This window comes from Pseudomonas sp. LSJ-87 (genome assembly GCF_032971465.1).
GTDB lineage: Bacteria > Pseudomonadota > Gammaproteobacteria > Pseudomonadales > Pseudomonadaceae > Aquipseudomonas > Aquipseudomonas putida_Z.
In genome coordinates this window covers 227,041-241,009 of sequence record NZ_JAWJYQ010000004.1, presented here as the reverse complement: position 1 = coordinate 241,009, position 13,969 = coordinate 227,041, and the positions used below count along the sequence as shown (strand labels likewise).

The window sequence follows — 13,969 nt, the reverse complement described above, 5'->3', positions numbered from 1 at the left end:
GGGATCGCACCACTTCAAAGGCCTGTGCAATCCCTGTGGGAGCTGGCTTGCCGGCGATTGGAGGGCAAAGCCCTCCTTGTACACAGAAACACCAGACCTGCGGAAAACCCGAGGCCCAAAGAGGCCCACCGCTCCCCATCAACCTCACTGACTGCCCCGATGTACACCAAAAATTTCGTCAACCCGTGCCCCGACTGGGCCACGGCGTTACTCAACGGCTTCAGCCAGGTGCTGCTGCTGCGCACCCCCCTATGCGGCCTGTGCTGCCTGCTGGCCATCCTGCTGACCGCCCCCGGCCTGGTCGGTGGCGCCCTGCTCGGCGCCCTGGCCGGCCTGCTCACCGCCCAGGCACGCAGCTACGACCGTGCCGACCGCCAGGCCGGGCTGTACTGCTACAACGGCGTGCTGATCGGCATCCTGATCAGCGCCGTGCTGCCCTGGTCGGTCATCCTGCCGCCACTGATCATCGCCGCTGGCGGCCTGTCCAGCATCATCACCCACCAGTGGCGCAAGCGCGGCGGCAAGCTGCTGATCGCCTACACCGCACCCTTCGTGCTGCTGGGCTGGGCCGTATTGCTGATAGCCACCCCCTCGCCCAGCGGCTTCGTCGAAGCCGACCCGCTGTACGCGTTGGCGCGCGGCGTGGGCCAGATCTTCCTGCTCGACCAGCCGCTGGCCGGTCTGCTGATCATCATCGGCATGTTCATCGCCAACCCTTATGCCGCAATGTGGGCGGTGATCGGCTCGGCCATCGGCGGCGGCGTGGCACTGTTCGCCGACCAGGCGCAAGCCGCCTGGCTGGGCCTGTACGGTTTCAACGCCGCGCTGGCGGCACTGGCGTTCAGCAGGCAAGGTGAAAAGCCGTGGGTGACACTGCTGGCCATTGCCCTGGCCCTGCTACTGCAACCGCTGTTCAAGCTGCTACCGGTGCCCGGCCTGACCGCGCCCTTCGTCGCCGCCTGCTGGCTGATGCACCTGGGCAACCACCTGGCCCAGCCCAGGCAGCGTGACGCCAGCCGCTTGCACAGCTGAAATGCAGCCCCTAGGCTCAGCCCATCACTTTTGTGGAACGAGCCAATGAACAACCCTGCGAGCCTGCGCGAGCAGCTCTACATCATCGTCTTCCAGACCGATACCGTGGCTGGAAGACGCTTCGACAAGATCCTCCTGCTGATCATCCTGGCCAGCCTGGTTACCGTCATCCTCGACAGCATCGACGAAGTGCACCAGGGCTACGCCGGCCTGCTGGCCGGCATCGAGTGGGGCTTTACCGCGATCTTCCTGGCCGAATACCTCACCCGCCTGTACTGCTCGCCCAAGCCTTTGCGCTATGCCTTCAGCTTTTATGGCCTGGTCGATCTGCTGGCGATCGTGCCGGGGATCATTGCGCTGTACTACAGCGACGCCCAGTACCTGCTGATCATCCGCGTGATACGGATGCTGCGGATCTTCCGTGTGCTCAAGCTCAGCCCGTACCTCAAGCAGGCCCATTACCTGATGGAGGCGCTGCGCGGCAGCAAGCAGAAGATCATCGTGTTCCTGGTGACGGTATCGACCCTGGTGACGGTGTTCGGCACCTTGATGTATGTGATCGAAGGGCCTGAGCATGGCTTTACCAGCATTCCCAAGGGCATCTACTGGGCCATCGTTACCCTGACCACGGTAGGCTTTGGCGACATCGTGCCGAAGACCCCGCTGGGGCAGGTGCTGTCGTCGCTGGTGATGATTACCGGTTATTCGATCATCGCCGTACCGACCGGGATCTTTACCGCCGAGCTGGCCAATGCCATGCGCGGGGAGCAGCTGCAGCATGATTGCCCGACCTGCAGCAAGAAGAGCCATGAGCATGGCGCAGCGTTCTGTTCGCGGTGCGGGAATGTGCTGTTTCCCAAGCAATGATTCCGCCTGTTCCGGCCCTTTCGCGGGTAAACCCGCTCCCACAGGATCACCACATACCCGAACCGTGCGCGGTCCCTGTGGGAGCGGGTTTACCCGCGAAAGGGCCAGAACAGGCAGAAGCATAACCAAAGTGTTTTTTGTTCTTTAACCCCCACAAACCCACCCGCTATAGTCGCAGGCAAACTGCCAACACCTTCTCGATAACAAGGAAGCAACGTGAAAAAACTCTTCACCGCCTCGCTGCTCGCCGCAGGCCTTGCCCTGGGCAATTTCGCCCAGGCCGCCCCCACCCTGCTCAACGTTTCCTACGACGTGATGCGCGACTTCTACAAGGACTACAACCCGGCCTTCCAGAAGCACTGGGAAGCCGAGCACAACGAGAAGGTCAACGTGCAGATGTCCTTCGGCGGCTCGAGCAAGCAGGCGCGAGCGGTGATCGATGGCCTGCCGGCCGATGTCATCACCATGAACATGGCCACCGACATCAACGCCCTGGCCGACAACGGCAAGCTGGTGCCGGACAACTGGGTAACCCGCCTGCCGAACAACAGCGCGCCGTTCACCTCGGCCACTGTGTTCATCGTGCGCAAGGGTAACCCCAAGGCGTTGAAAGACTGGCCCGACCTGCTCAAGGATGGCGTTCAGGTGATCGTGCCAAACCCCAAGACCTCGGGTAACGGCCGCTACACCTACCTGTCGGCCTGGGGCTATGTGCTCAAGCAAGGCGGTGATGAAAACAAAGCCAAGGACTTTGTCGGCAAGCTGTTCAAGCAGGCGCCGGTATTGGACACCGGTGGCCGCGCCGCCACCACCACCTTCATGACCAACCAGATCGGCGACGTGCTGGTGACCTTCGAGAACGAAGCCGAAATGATCGCCCGCGAGTTCGGCCGCGACCAGTTCGAAGTGGTCTACCCGAGCGTGTCGGCCGAAGCCGAGCCGCCGGTCAGCGTGGTCGACAAGGTGGTGGCGAAGAAAGGCACCCAAGCCGCGGCCGAGGAATACCTGAAGTACCTGTGGTCGCCAGCCGCCCAGGAAATCGCCGCACAGAACTACCTGCGCCCGCGTGATGCGACGGTACTGGCCAAGTACACCGACCGCTTCCCGAAAGTGGACTTCCTGTCGGTGGAGAAGACCTTTGGTGACTGGCGCACCGTGCAGAAGACCCACTTCAATGATGGTGGGGTGTTTGACCAGATCTACACCAACAATCAGTAATTGATGTAAGCCTTACCGGCCTCTTCGCGGCTAAAGCCGCTCCCACAGGAACCCCACAGCCCTCAGGTTTTGCACTGTACTTGTGGGAGCGGGTTTACCCGCGAAGAGGCCAGCAAGGGCAACATCAGACCTGACGGAATACCAGGGCCTTCAAGCCCCCCGCCGGGTCCACGTCAGGAAACTCCGGCGGGTTCTCCAGCCGCTCGACGAATGCCAGCGACGGCGCCTGCTCCGCCATCCCATCGATCAGAAACTCCGGCCCGATGCCCGGGTCGTTCACGCACGCCAGCACCGTCCCGCCCTCGCTCAACAACTCCGGCAAGCGCCGCAGGATCTTCGCGTAATCCTGGGTCAGCACAAAGCTGCCGCGCTGGAAGGTCGGCGGGTCGATGATGATCAGGTCATAAGGCCCGTACTTGCGCACCTTGCCCCACGACTTGAAAAGCTCGTGCCCCAGGTACGCCACCCGCGCCGCATCGTGGCCATTGAGGCGGTGGTTGTCGCGGCCCCGGGACAACGCCGACTTGGCCATGTCCAGGTTCACCACCTGCTCGGCGCCACCGGCAATCGCCGCCACCGAGAAACCGCAGGTGTAGGCGAACAGGTTCAGCACGCGCTTGCCCGCCGCCTGCTCGCGCACCCAACGCCGACCATAGCGCATGTCGAGGAACAGGCCATTGTTCTGCCGCACGCCCAGGTCCAGCAGGTAGGTCAGCCCATCCTCGACCACCTCGCGCTGCTGGCACGGCTCGCCCAGCAGCCACTGGCCCGGGCTGTCGGGCAGGTACCGATGCTGGAGAAGGATGGCTTGACCAGTCCACTGCGGGCGCTCGGCGAGAGTACGCAGCATGGCCTCCAGTTCGGCCAGTTGGCCTTGCGCCGGCTCGCGGAACAGGGCGACCGACAGCACGCCTTGCAGCCAGTCGACGGTGACCTGCTCCAGGCCCGCCCAGCAGCGGCCGCGGCCGTGGAACAGGCGACGGGTTTCCTGCGGGGCAGGGTCGAGGGCGGCGAGCAGGTGTTGCTCCAGAGTCTGGATCGGCGAAGTCATCATGGGTCGCAAGCTGGTAAAAGCGGCATTCTACCTTGCGGGCCCTTTCGCGGGTAAACCCGCTCCCACAGGATCACCACAGGCCCGAACCGTGTGCAGCACCTGTGGGAGCGGGTTTACCCGCGAAAGGGCCCGCAAGACCACCTCATTCCTCTGCCACAACCCGCGCTGGCCTGAACCACCACCCCTGCTGCATCCCTGCCGCCGCCAGCAGGATCAACGCCACCCCCAGCCACTGCAACGGTGCCAGCCGGTGCCCGAACGCCACCCAGTCCACCAGAATCGCCGCAATCGGGTAGATGAACGACAGTGCCCCGGTCAGCGCCGTGGGCAGGCGCTGGATGGCGCTGTACAGCAACACATACATCAAGCCGGTGTGCACCATGCCCAAGGTCACCAGGCTGGCCAGCGCCGGCACTTCACCCGGCAACCCGCCAAGCTTGACCCACGGCGCCAGCAACAGCACACCCGTGGCCACCTGGATCAGCGCGATCAGGTGCGGTGGCGTGCCACTCAGGCGCTTGATGATCAACGCCGCGATGGCATACAGGAAGGCCGCCCCCAGCGCCAGCGCAATGCCCAGCAAATAGTCCTCACCGCCACCCTGCCCCGCGCCATGGGCACTGACGATGGCCAGCATGCCGAGGAACGCCACGCTCAGCCAGGTGACCTTGGCCAGGGTGATCTTCTCGCCCAGGAATACCGCCGCCAGCCCCACCAGCATGAACGGCTGCACGTTGTACACCGCCGTGCCGATGGCAATCGACGCCCGCGAGTAGGAGGCGAACAGCAGCACCCAGTTGCCAACGATGGCCACACCGCTGGCAATCGCCAGCAGGAACGCCGTGCGGCTGATCACGCCCGGCCGCAGGAAGCCGAACCCCGCGCAGATCGCCAGCAAGGTCACGGCACCGAACACGCAGCGCCAGAACACCACCTCGAGCACCGGCTGGCCGGACACCAGCACGAACCAACCGATGGTCCCGGAAATCAGCATGGCAGCGACCATTTCCAGCGAGCCACGACGCAATGAACTGTCCATCTCACACCTCCTGTTGAAGACGGCAACAGTATGCAAAGGTTGCTGGCCGGCCTTCCAGCGGATAACGAAGGAAGATTGGCATGTTTGCCTTTACTATCAAGGCAAATCACACGAACTACCTGCTTGAGGTGACCATGACCGATGCCATCGACCAACTGCTGATCAACGCGCTCATGGAAGACTCGCGCCGCTCGCTCAAGGCCCTGGCGCAAATCAGCGGGCTGTCGGCACCCAGCGTCAGCGAACGCCTGCGCCGCCTGGAGGAACGCGGCGTGTTGCGCGGTTACACCGTAGAGGTCGACCCGCGCGCCTTCGGCTACCAGCTGCAGGCCATCGTGCGCATCCGCCCGCTACCCGGGCAGCTGCAGGAGGTGGAACGGCAGATCGTCGCCATTCCCGAGTTTACCGAGTGCGACAAGGTTACTGGCGAGGACTGCTTCATCGCTCGGCTGCATGTGCGCTCGATGGAGCAGCTGGATACCCTGCTCGACCGCATCAATGTGCTGGCCGAGACCAACACCGCCATCATCAAGAAAAGCCCGGTGAAGCGGCGGTTGCCGCCGATGGATTGAGTTTAGCCTGTACGGGCCTCTTCGCGGGTAAACCCGCTCCCACAGGATCTCGACGGGCCTGAATGCTGTGGAGTACTTGTGGGAGCGGGTTCACCCGCGAAGAGGCCGGCACAGGAAAAAGCTGACTAATTTTTGTACACAAGAATGTCACCTTAAGTGCCGTTTTTGTGTGCACTTTCCAAAATCACGCCCCAATACGTTACACACTTCCCACAACTTATTTTGACCAAATGATCAACTAAATCATCCTCGAAAAATTTAAACCTGTTCATTTGGTCAACTTATATCCCCTTCATTTCATCAACTTATATTTCAACAAGATAGATTCGAAATGATGGCCAGCTGAAGTTTGCTTTTTCCTTGGCATGGAACTCGCTTTTGTGTGTTCGTGTTTTGTATACAAACCAAGCAAAACATAAATACACAAGAACCCGCGACGCCGACCCAACATCGGCCGCCGCGCCCCAAACCCTGAGATGCCAACGCTGCACCGACGAGATGGCGAGCCCGTGCGCATGCCCGCTCATCGCAGTCCACGTGCATCAGGAGCCCGCCGGAATGAGTACCAGCCTCGACCTTGCCCCTGAACTATCCGTCGCCAGCACCCACCCCGCTTCCCCTCTCGCCGGCAGCCAGCCGGAACTTGCCCTGAGCCCGCGCCTGCATAACCGCGACCTCGCCCCGACGCGCATCGAAGGCCGCCGCTGGGGCGGCTACAGCATCTTCGCGCTGTGGACCAACGATGTGCACAACATCGCCAACTACTCGTTCGCCATGGGCTTGTTCGCCCTCGGCCTGGGTGGCTGGCAGATCCTGCTGTCGCTGGCCATCGGCGCGGCGCTGGTGTACTTCTTCATGAACCTGTCCGGCTACATGGGGCAGAAGACCGGCGTGCCGTTCCCGGTCATCAGCCGCATCGCCTTCGGCATCCACGGCGCGCAGATCCCGGCGCTGATCCGCGCGGTCATCGCCATCGCCTGGTTCGGCATCCAGACCTACCTGGCTTCGGTGGTGCTGCGCGTGCTGCTCACCGCCGTATGGCCGCAAATGGCGGCCTATGACCATGACAGCATCCTCGGCCTGTCGAGCCTGGGCTGGGCATGCTTCGTGTCGATCTGGCTGGTGCAGCTGGTGATCCTGGCCTACGGCATGGAGATGGTGCGCCGCTACGAGGCCTTTGCCGGCCCGGTGATCCTGCTGACCGTCGCCGCCCTGGCGGTGTTCATGTACTTCAAGGCCGACGCCCGCATCGCCTGGTCGGTGGCCGAACCGCTGACCGGCTACGAGATGTGGCGCAACATCTTTGCCGGCGGCGCGCTGTGGCTGGCGATCTACGGCACCCTGGTGCTGAACTTCTGTGACTTCGCCCGCTCCTCGCCATGCCGCAAGACCATCCGCGTCGGCAACTTCTGGGGCCTGCCGGTGAACATCCTGGTATTCGCCGTGATCACCGTGGTGCTGTGCGGCGCGCAGTTCCAGATCAACGGCCAGATCATCGACAGCCCTACCCAGATCGTCGCCGCCATCCCCAGCACAGCGTTCCTGGTACTGGGCTGCCTGGCCTTCCTGATCGTCACCGTGGCGGTGAACATCATGGCCAACTTCGTCGCCCCGGCCTTCGTCCTCAGCAACCTGGCACCGCGTCACCTGAACTTCCGCCGCGCCGGGCTGATCAGCGCCACCCTGGCAGTGCTGATCCTGCCGTGGAACCTCTACAACAGCCCGCTGGTGATCGTGTATTTCCTGTCCGGCCTGGGTGCCCTGCTCGGCCCGCTGTACGGGGTGATCATGTCCGACTACTGGTTGCTGCGCAAAGGCTGCATCAACGTGCCGCAGCTGTACAGCGAAGACCCGGCTGGCGCCTACCACTACACCAAGGGCATCAACCTGCGCGCGGTGGCCGCCTTCGTGCCGGCCGCACTGCTGGCCATCGTCCTGGCCCTGGTGCCCAACTTCCATGGCGTGGCGCCGTTCTCCTGGCTGATCGGTGCCGGCATCGCCGCCGCCCTGTACCTGCTTATCGCCCCACGCAAACGCCAATACCACGACGTCAGCGGCGAATGCATCGCCGTTGACCACAGCAGCCATTGACCAGGGAGGACTACCCATGCGCATTCTGATCGCCAACGTCAACACCACCGAAGCCATCACCGAAGCCATTGCTGAACAGGCCCGTACGGTGGCCGCACCCGGCACCGAAATCATCGGCCTCACCCCATGGTTCGGTGCCGAGTCGGTGGAAGGCAACTTCGAAAGTTACCTGGCCGCCATCGCGGTGATGGACCGGGTGCTGGCCTACGAAGGCCCTTACGACGCCGTGATCCAGGCGGGTTACGGCGAACATGGCCGCGAAGGCCTGCAGGAACTGTTGAACGTGCCGGTGGTGGACATCACCGATGCCGCCGCCAGCACGGCGATGTACCTGGGCCATGCCTACTCGGTGGTGACCACCCTGGACCGCACCGTGCCGCTGATCGAGGACCGCCTGAAGCTCTCCGGCCTGTATGACCGCTGCGCATCGGTACGCGCCAGCGGGCTGGCGGTGCTGGAGCTGGAAGCCGACCCGCAGCGCGCCGTGGAGGCGATTGTCGAGCAGGCAGAACGCGCCGTGCGCGACGACAAGGCCGAGGTGATCTGCCTGGGGTGCGGCGGCATGGCCGGGCTGGACGAGCAGATCCGCCAGCGCACCGGCGTGCCGGTGGTGGATGGTGTGAGTGCGGCGGTGACCATAGCCGAATCGCTGGTGCGCATGGGCTTGAGTACCTCCAAGGTACGTACCTATGCCACGCCACGGGCGAAGAAAGTGGTGGGTTGGCCGGTGCGGTTCGGGCGTTAGGCATCTTTCGCCTGACCTGGCCTCTTCGCGGGTAAACCCGCTCCCACAGGGACCGCATTGCTCTCAGGGCCTGTGCAGTACTTGTGGGAGCGGGTTTACCCGCGAAGAGGCCGGTCCTGCCGAAGCATCATTCTGGCCAACCGCTGTGTACTCAACTTCATCGTCACTCTGTTCAGGGCTTCCTGGCAGAGCAGTACCAGCGGATCAGGTCGGGCAGCTATGCGCACCATCATTCAGGCCCTGACGCACGTTGCGGCTGAGCAGGCTGGCCTTGCCGTCGTGCCAGGTAAGGGTCAGGACGTAGAGGGTGTCGAAGTCGTCGCCGCTCCAGTCCTCGGTGATTACCCGCTCCTCACCGAGGGCCTTGCCAGCCACGGTATTGATCAGGTCAGGGAGGTAGCCATGCGACCAGGCGGTGTACACGGTCGCGTTACGGTACTTGTCGCGCAGCAGCTCTTCGGCCAGCGCGTCGGTGTCGTTGGCGCCATAGTCGATGTTTACAGGCAGGCCCAGGCGAATGGCGCTGGGGCTGATGGTCATCAGCGGGCGAATGTAGCTGTAGCTTTCGTCCTTGCTGCCTTCCTCGACATGCCGCGAGGGGTTGGCAGCGAATACGTAGTCGGCCTTGCCAAAGCGCTCGGGCAGCACGGTAGCCAGGTCCAGCGCACGGTTGAGGCCCTGGCAGTTCAACTGGCCCAGCCCCTCGCCCGGCTTCTCGGCGTGGCGCAGAAACACAAGGGTCTGGGTGCCATCCACCGGTTGCGCCCGGCTTTCGACAGCTTCCAGCGCCAGCGGTACGGCTATGGCTGTAAGCGTCAGGCTCAGCAACCAGTGACGACGACGGCGGAAGAATGTTGGCAACTTCATCAAGACAGGCCCATGTGGCAGAAAGAATCGGGTAGACCCGCCACATCACCCCGCCAACAGCACCGCGGGGCATCCTTGTAGTGAATGCCGTCCATGGCAACGAGTGAGGGTGAGAGTGCCCTGAACCCGTTTGGTTCCTCCCTGGAGGTGGATGCCGTTCCCTAGGCAAGGCTTAGATTAGAGGATGGGTGTTGCTGAAATGTGTCCGTTCGTTACTCGTTGCTCTCGCTGATTACCGTTACGGTGGCCCGGCTGCTTCTTCCATAGAGACTGAATCGAGAATGGTTACATCAAATACCTGCTCGATAACCTGCTTCGGGCCTTGATTCAGACTCCAGGTAAAGAACACCAGAAAGCCCAGCAAGAACACGAAGAGAACCGAGCCCACGAGACTTTGTGCCACACCCGACCAAAATCCTGGTTTGGCTTGCCTGACTTCGCTGCTCGCTTTATCGGAATAGTACTGTTCAAGCTCCACAGCTTGCGCCGCGATCGAGGCATCAAGAAAGCCTTGAGCGAGTTGGCTGGCCTGATTGCGGTAGCTCTCGATCTGCGAGGGGCTGTTGCTGACATCATGGAAAGGGGCCAAGTCTTCATCCTTCGGCTCCCGGTCATGCTTTATCTTGAAAGCCTGGATAAACTCGATTTTCTGCCTCTTGTACAACGAATAGGCAATGATACCGAGTGTATCTTGCTCATTCTCTACAAGCACCGAGTATATGTGGTTGTAACAGCCATCGGCCATATGGCTCTTACCCTTTGCGCAGGCGGGAATACGCAGCCGCGAATGCTGCCTTCAGTTCCGAACGGGTTTTTCGGGAGTTGGTAACCACACTCGCCAGTTCGCGTGGTAACGAGATTTCCATTCGCGCGCCTGATGCCACCAGCAGCGCGTTCGCTTCGCGTACCACCCGAGAGGAAAAATGCGATTTCATGGATAGGCTACCCTCTTCACTCAATGAGTCTGCAAGGTTAGCCGTACCTGGGAGACGCCTCAATCAGACACTGGCCGACAGCGCGTGTAGTCCTTTTCCTCAATCATCCCGCGTCAGCACTTCCAGCAATTCGATCTCGAAGGTCAAATCCGAATTCGGCGGAATCGCCCCCACGCTGCGTTCGCCATAGCCCAGGTGCGCCGGTACCAGCAGCTTGCGCTTGCCGCCAACGCGCATGCCCATCAGGCCTTGATCCCACCCCTTGATTACCCGACCCGTGCCGATCACGCACTGGAACGGCTTGCCGCGCGACCAGGACGAATCGAACTCGCTGCCGTCGGCCAGCCAGCCGGTGTACTGGGTGGTGATCAGGGCGCCTTTGACGGCGGCTTTGCCATCCCCCTCCACAAGGTCGATGATCTGCAGTTCTTGGCTCACGGGGCATACTCCAACGCTGGAAACAAAGCCGCCCTTTTTCTCAGGAATGCACCGGTTTGGCAAGTTCGCGTGGCGTTTCGTGCTGGCGCATCGATCACAGCACGCCGCCTGAATCAGCCGAGCTGCTCGAAGGCTTCCTGGCCAGTCAGTTCCTTGGTCTGGTTGGCGAAGCAATACCAGGCGGGTTTCTGTTCGACGAAGATTTGCAAGTCGAAATGCCATTCCTGGTCGCCGTCGAGCAGGCCGACCGGCACGGCGTGGAAGTCATTGGCCTTGAGCCGGTAGTACAGGTGCGTGCCGCACTGGCCGCAGAAGCCGCGCTGGGCCCAATCGGAAGACTCATAGACGCTGGGCGCGCGCCCTTCGATCACCGGTGGCTTGCTGCAATGCACCACCAGCAATGGGCCGCCGGTCCATTTGCGGCACATGCTGCAGTGGCAGGCGCTGATATGGGTGTTGTCGACGGTGACCTTGAGCTTGGTGGCGCCGCACAGGCAGGTGCCGTGTTTTTCCAGGGTCATGGCTGGCACCTTCAGCGGAAGATGGGCCAGCAAGTATAGATGCCTGTACCGGCCTCATCGCCGGCAAGCCGGCTCCCACCCCGACCGCGCCGCTCTCAGGCCAGTGCAGTACCTGTGGGAGCTGGCTTGCCGGCGATGAGGCCGGCACAGGCAGCACAAGAGAGTTGCCCGAGGTCAGATGTACACCGTACCGCGCAGGTACAACGCCGCCCGCCCGCTGATGATCACCCGGCCGTTACCCGGCACTTCGCACTGCAGCTGTCCTTTGCGCGCCCCACCCTGCTCGCAGCTCAGCACGTTCCTACCCAGACGCTCTGCCCATATCGGCGCCAGCGAGGTGTGCGCCGAGCCAGTCACCGGGTCTTCGTTCACGCCGACCCGCGGGCCGAACCAGCGGGTGACGAAATCAAAGCCACGGCCTGCTGCGGTAACGGCGATACCGCGCACATCGAAAGCCGACAGGGCAACGAAATCCGGCTTCAGGGTGTCGAGCAACAGGGCGTCATCGATCACCACCACATAGTCGTCACTGCGGTACAGCGCCTGTGCCTGGCCAAGGCCCAGCGCCTGCAACAGGCCCGGCAGCATGTCCACGGCGACCGGCTGCTTGGCCGGGAAGTCCATGGCCAGCAGCCCGTCGGCGTTACGGCTGACCCGCAGCTCGCCACTGCGGGTGTTGAAACGCAGCACCTGCACCTGCTCGCCCAGCTGTTCGAACAGCACATAGGCAGAGGCCAGGGTGGCATGGCCGCACAGGTCGACTTCCACGGTCGGGGTGAACCAGCGCAGGTCGAAGGTTTCGCCGTTGCGCACGAAGTAGGCGGTTTCCGACAGGTTGTTCTCTTCGGCAATGCGCTGCAGCACGTCGTCCGGCAGCCAGCTTTGCAGCGGGATCACTGCCGCCGGGTTGCCCCCGAACGGTTCGGCGGAAAACGCATCGACCTGGAAGATTTCAAGTTGCATGCACACACTCCTTGTTGCCCGATCGCTGCCAGGCAGATGTATGAAAAGGGTTACTGGCGTACCGGGGTCAACACGGCTTCGCCGGCAAAGAACGCCTGCAGGTTGCGCAGCACCAGGGTCACCGTGTCGCGCGCCGCCTCCGGCGACTGGCCGGCCACGTGGGGGGTGAGCACGGTGTTGCCAAGGGCCTTGAGGGCATCGGGTACAGCCGGCTCGTCGTCGAACACATCCAGTGCCGCACCAGCCAGTTGGCCATGCTGCAGCGCGGCGACCAGGGCCTGGGTGTCGACCACGCTGGCACGCGCGATGTTCACCAGGTAGCCCTCGGCCCCCAGGGCCTCGAGCACGTGTGCATCGACCAGATGGCGAGTATTGGCACCGCCGGGGGTGGCCACAACCAGGATGTCGACGGCATCGGCCAGGTGCTGCGGGCTGTCGTACCAGGTGTACGGCACATCCTGGCGCGGCGTGCGGCTGTGGTAGCTGACGGGCATGGCGAAGCCCAGATGGGCGCGCCTGGCGATGGCCAGGCCCACCGCACCAAGGCCGAGAATGCCCAGGCGCTTGCCACTCACCGAGGGGCTGATCACCCGGTTCCATTCGCCCCGGCGGGTACTGGCATCGGCGCGGGGAATGTCGCGCAACAGCGCCAGCAGCAGGGCGAGGGTGTGGTCGGCGACTGCCTCGGCATTGGCCCCGGCGCCGTTGGTAACAGTGATGCCGCGCGCAGCGGCGGCGGCCAGGTCAACCTGCTCGTAGCCGGCACCGATCACGCAGATGATCTGCAGTTTGGACAGCGTGTCGATTTCGCTGGCAGTCAGGCCCAGCGGGCCGCGGGTGAGCACGGCATCGATTTCATCGGCATGGCGCTGGATGGCCTCGGCCCGCAGTTGCGGCGAAGGGGCGCGGATCAAACGGTAGCCGGCCTGCTCCAGCATGGGCAGGTAATCATCGACGGTTTCCACCAGCACCAGGACTGTCTTGTGCATGCCACCTCCTTATTCTTGAAGGGGCATTATGCGGAATCACAGCACAGTACAGTCAATCGGTAATTGCGGAAAAGCTGTACTGTATTGGTTGCCTGTCCCGACCCCTTCGCGGGTAAACCCGCTCCCACAGGGATATCACAGCACTTGAGATTTGTGACGTACCTGTGGGAGCGGGTTTACCCGCGAAGGGGCCGGGACAGGCAAACAACCCACTACTGGGCGAACGCACGCCCCAGACCACCCGGTACACCGCTGCTGTCAGTCTCCTGCCACGGCCCATCCGGGCTCAGCGACCAGCTCCAGCCGTTGTCGAAGCGGTAGTAGGTCCGCTGGCGGTAGAAGGTATTGGGCTTCTTCTCCAGCACATACACACCCAGCTTCGGGTCCCAATGGCTCGCCCCGCCAGGTGGCGGCGCGAAGCTGGCCGAGGTGCGTGGCATCGGCTTGGGCGTGGCCGCAGGCTTGCTCGGCGCGGGGGCCGGTTGCCTGTCCGGCAAGGGCTTGACCGCCGGCCCCGGCGGCGGCAGGCGCTCGATCGGTGGTTCGGGCTGCTCGTACGGCTCATGCACCGTACACGCAGACAAACCCAGGGCCAGGGTGATCAGGGTCAGGCGGACGATGCTGTGCATGGCATTGCT

16 protein-coding genes are annotated in these 13,969 nt (G+C 62.9%); 6 read left to right on the top strand and 10 right to left on the bottom strand.

The window, feature by feature from the left end:
• The first annotated feature begins 159 nt into the window (after positions 1–159).
• The 3 genes from RYH74_RS06205 (at position 160) to RYH74_RS06195 (ending at position 3,117) form a co-directional block, all read left to right on the top strand.
• A complete protein-coding gene (locus RYH74_RS06205; RefSeq protein WP_025340040.1) occupies positions 160–1,032 on the top strand; it encodes an urea transporter in 873 nt (290 codons plus the stop codon).
• Positions 1,033–1,077: 45 nt separating this feature from the next.
• Entirely contained in the window at positions 1,078–1,899 is an 822-nt protein-coding gene (locus tag RYH74_RS06200) for an ion transporter (RefSeq protein ID WP_013973544.1), read from the top strand.
• Positions 1,900–2,115: 216 nt separating this feature from the next.
• Positions 2,116–3,117, top strand: a complete 1,002-nt coding sequence (locus RYH74_RS06195; RefSeq protein WP_015271174.1) for a sulfate ABC transporter substrate-binding protein — start codon at positions 2,116–2,118, stop codon at positions 3,115–3,117.
• Positions 3,118–3,241: 124 nt separating this feature from the next.
• Here RYH74_RS06195 and RYH74_RS06190 read toward each other — a convergent pair whose 3' ends face one another.
• A complete protein-coding gene (locus RYH74_RS06190) occupies positions 3,242–4,168 on the bottom strand; it encodes a class I SAM-dependent methyltransferase (RefSeq protein ID WP_075047025.1) in 927 nt (308 codons plus the stop codon).
• A 145-nt stretch (positions 4,169–4,313) separates the two neighbouring features.
• Complete coding sequence (locus tag RYH74_RS06185; RefSeq protein ID WP_024087447.1) at positions 4,314–5,210, bottom strand: DMT family transporter; 897 nt, start codon at positions 5,208–5,210, stop codon at positions 4,314–4,316.
• 134 nt (positions 5,211–5,344) lie between these two features.
• Here RYH74_RS06185 and RYH74_RS06180 point away from each other — a divergent pair, with 134 nt between their 5' ends.
• The 3 genes from RYH74_RS06180 to RYH74_RS06170 all read left to right on the top strand — a co-directional run bounded on the left by RYH74_RS06180 (position 5,345) and on the right by RYH74_RS06170 (position 8,618).
• Entirely contained in the window at positions 5,345–5,782 is a 438-nt protein-coding gene (locus tag RYH74_RS06180) for an Lrp/AsnC family transcriptional regulator (RefSeq protein ID WP_075047026.1), read from the top strand.
• Positions 5,783–6,340: 558 nt separating this feature from the next.
• Positions 6,341–7,873, top strand: coding sequence for an NCS1 family nucleobase:cation symporter-1 (locus RYH74_RS06175; RefSeq protein ID WP_075045895.1), 1,533 nt, complete (start codon positions 6,341–6,343; stop codon positions 7,871–7,873).
• Between the two features lie 16 nt (positions 7,874–7,889).
• Positions 7,890–8,618 carry an aspartate/glutamate racemase family protein gene (locus RYH74_RS06170; protein WP_075045896.1) on the top strand — a complete coding sequence of 243 codons (729 nt, stop codon included), beginning with the start codon at positions 7,890–7,892 and terminating at the stop codon, positions 8,616–8,618.
• 204 nt (positions 8,619–8,822) lie between these two features.
• Here RYH74_RS06170 and RYH74_RS06165 read toward each other — a convergent pair whose 3' ends face one another.
• The 8 genes from RYH74_RS06165 to RYH74_RS06130 all read right to left on the bottom strand — a co-directional run bounded on the left by RYH74_RS06165 (position 8,823) and on the right by RYH74_RS06130 (position 13,960).
• Positions 8,823–9,485 carry a histidine phosphatase family protein gene (locus RYH74_RS06165; RefSeq protein ID WP_075045897.1) on the bottom strand — a complete coding sequence of 221 codons (663 nt, stop codon included), beginning with the start codon at positions 9,483–9,485 and terminating at the stop codon, positions 8,823–8,825.
• A gap of 238 nt (positions 9,486–9,723) precedes the next feature.
• Positions 9,724–10,230, bottom strand: a complete 507-nt coding sequence (locus tag RYH74_RS06160; RefSeq protein WP_075045898.1) for a hypothetical protein — start codon at positions 10,228–10,230, stop codon at positions 9,724–9,726.
• A 7-nt stretch (positions 10,231–10,237) separates the two neighbouring features.
• Positions 10,238–10,420 carry a hypothetical protein gene (locus RYH74_RS06155; RefSeq protein ID WP_137164507.1) on the bottom strand — a complete coding sequence of 61 codons (183 nt, stop codon included), beginning with the start codon at positions 10,418–10,420 and terminating at the stop codon, positions 10,238–10,240.
• 99 nt (positions 10,421–10,519) lie between these two features.
• Positions 10,520–10,858, bottom strand: coding sequence for an FKBP-type peptidyl-prolyl cis-trans isomerase (locus RYH74_RS06150; RefSeq protein ID WP_003254365.1), 339 nt, complete (start codon positions 10,856–10,858; stop codon positions 10,520–10,522).
• A gap of 113 nt (positions 10,859–10,971) precedes the next feature.
• The gene (locus RYH74_RS06145; protein ID WP_317409102.1) at positions 10,972–11,379 is read right to left on the bottom strand and encodes a GFA family protein; all 408 of its coding nucleotides are present in this window, start codon (positions 11,377–11,379) and stop codon (positions 10,972–10,974) included.
• Positions 11,380–11,553: 174 nt separating this feature from the next.
• The gene (locus tag RYH74_RS06140) at positions 11,554–12,342 is read right to left on the bottom strand and encodes a PhzF family phenazine biosynthesis protein (protein WP_075045901.1); all 789 of its coding nucleotides are present in this window, start codon (positions 12,340–12,342) and stop codon (positions 11,554–11,556) included.
• Between the two features lie 50 nt (positions 12,343–12,392).
• The gene (locus tag RYH74_RS06135) at positions 12,393–13,331 is read right to left on the bottom strand and encodes a 2-hydroxyacid dehydrogenase (protein WP_075045902.1); all 939 of its coding nucleotides are present in this window, start codon (positions 13,329–13,331) and stop codon (positions 12,393–12,395) included.
• A gap of 212 nt (positions 13,332–13,543) precedes the next feature.
• A complete protein-coding gene (locus RYH74_RS06130; RefSeq protein ID WP_025340051.1) occupies positions 13,544–13,960 on the bottom strand; it encodes a hypothetical protein in 417 nt (138 codons plus the stop codon).
• Between the last annotated feature and the right edge of the window lie 9 nt (positions 13,961–13,969).